Below are 2,143 nucleotides of genomic sequence, written 5' to 3'. Positions count from 1 at the left end.
ACCGCGCCATCGGGTGTCAGACACAGGATGGCACCGCCGACTGGCGGTCGTCGGATGCGTGGCCGGACGTCGACGTCGTCATGCCGATCCGGAACGAAGCACCGCACCTCGAGACCGCGCTCGCGTCGGTGCGCATGCAGGCCTATCCGGGACGTGTGCGGATCATCCTCGGTGTCGGACCGAGCGACGACGGCACGGAGGCCTTGGCGGCGAGCCTGGCATCGTCCGCCGATGACCTGCTCGTCGTCGAAAATCCGTCGGGCCGGACGCCGAGCGCACTGAACGTGGCGATTCGCGCCGGCACTGCGCCGGTCGTGGTGCGCGTCGACGGACACAGCCAGTTGTCGGCCGGCTACGTCCGTCGAGCGGTCGAAATCATGCGCGAAACCGGCGCGGCGAACGTCGGCGGTGTGCAGCGGCCCGAGCCGACGACGCCGTTCGAGCAGTCGGTCGCCGACGCAACGACATCGATTCTCGGTACCGGAGGCGCGTCGTACCGGATCGGGTCGGTCGCGGGGTCGGTCGACACGGTGTATCTGGGCGTGTTCGACCGGGCAGCGATCGAGGCGGTCGGGTTGTTCGACGAGTCCCTGATCCGCAACCAGGACTACGAACTCAACATCCGTCTCCGAGATGCAGGCGACACGGTGTGGTTCGACCCGTCGCTGTCGGTCGGCTACACGCCGCGCTCGACCTGGAAGGCGCTGGCTCGCCAGTACTTCGAATACGGATGGTGGAAGGCGGTCGTGCTGCGCAAACACCCGCATTCCCTCCGACTGCGCCAGTTGATCCCGCCGGTCGGTGTGATCGGTGTCGTGCTCGGGTCGGTCGCCGGACTGCGCTGGCGTCCGATGCTCATCGTTCCGTTCGCGTACGCGAGTGCCGTGTCGCTCTCGGGCAGAATGTCGAGACGGCCGTTTCGGACGGCGCTGGCTCTCGCGACGATCCACTCGTCCTGGACGACGGGACTGCTGCTCGGGCTGTCCCGACCCGGACGCACCGGTCAGAGCATCGACGCTCGCGTTCGCTCCGACCGGCATCGATCGTCACCGAACTGACCTTCAACTTTCACCCGTTCGCAACAACCGATAGACAGTGGACATGTTCTCGTCCCTCGCCTCCAGCCGTCACCGTCTGGGACCTGCCATCGTGATCGTCTCAGCACTCTCGGTGGCGACGATCGCAGCGAGCGGTGCTGCTGACGCCCAACCTCCGGCACCCGACACGATCGAACAGCCGCCCGGAGACGGCAACGACCCGACGACGACGATCGAGCCGACGACCTCGCCTCCGCCGCCCGCCGGCGAGACGCCGACCACGATCCCCACGACCACGATCCCCGAGACCACGATTCCCGAGACCACGATTCCGGCGACCACGATTCCCGAGACCACGATGCCCGCTCCGTCGACGCCGGACGCCGACCATGACGATGAGCACGTGGGGGACGACCAGCACCTGGGGATCGATTCGGGACCGTACCTGGAGCCGGACTTCGAGCAGTTCATCCAGCGGGTCCAACCCGCGTACGTGCCGGGGAACGGACCCGGCTACTCGGCGCTCGTCAACATCCCGGTCTCACCAGAGCCATGGCGCTTGCTGCTGACCGCGAACGCATCCGGAGCGCCGTCGTTCCGCTCTGCAGCGGTCCAGGTCGCGCGTGACCTCAGCCAGGCGACGGGCTCCGATGTCGTCGTCGCTGCCGGCACGTACTCGACCAGCCGCACCCCATCGAACAACGAGATCCTGGTCAACTACGCGACCAATCACTTCGGAAGCCCCACGTGCTCCGGCACCTCGACGAGCTGGGCGGGATGCGGAGGGCCGACCTCAACGGTCTACCGGGCCGAGTATCGCGAGCATCTCATCGAGGCGGGCAGAGTGACGGTGTCCTCGGCGTCGAACTACGACCGTGATCTGATCGAACTGATCCTGCGCCACGAAGTCGGACACGTCTTCGGGCTCGCCCACTACGACTCGACCTACCAGGGTCTCCACCAAGTGATGCGCAGCGTCATCACCTCCGGTGTGAACGACTATCGATCAGGAGACGCGAACGGTCTGCGCAATGCGGTCGATGTCGCGGCGATGTACGGACCCGGATTCTCTCGCTTCGTCAACCCGGGCTCGAGTGGAGCGGGGA

The 2,143-nt window shown here is 66.7% G+C and carries 1 protein-coding gene and 1 pseudogene; both read left to right on the top strand.

The window, feature by feature from the left end:
• Window positions 1-1,058: glycosyltransferase family 2 protein (locus ON45_RS19785; protein ID WP_051063469.1), on the top strand; the 1,058-nt coding region annotated here is incomplete at its 5' end.
• A gap of 91 nt (window positions 1,059-1,149) precedes the next feature.
• Window positions 1,150-2,143, top strand: a pseudogene (locus tag ON45_RS23500) (hypothetical protein); the annotation flags it as partial.

Origin of the sequence: Ilumatobacter nonamiensis YM16-303 (assembly GCF_000350145.1) — a bacterium.
Classification (GTDB): domain Bacteria; phylum Actinomycetota; class Acidimicrobiia; order Acidimicrobiales; family Ilumatobacteraceae; genus Ilumatobacter_A; species Ilumatobacter_A nonamiensis.
Note: the sequence above shows the minus strand (reverse complement) of the source record. Positions and strands in the feature narration are given on the sequence as shown.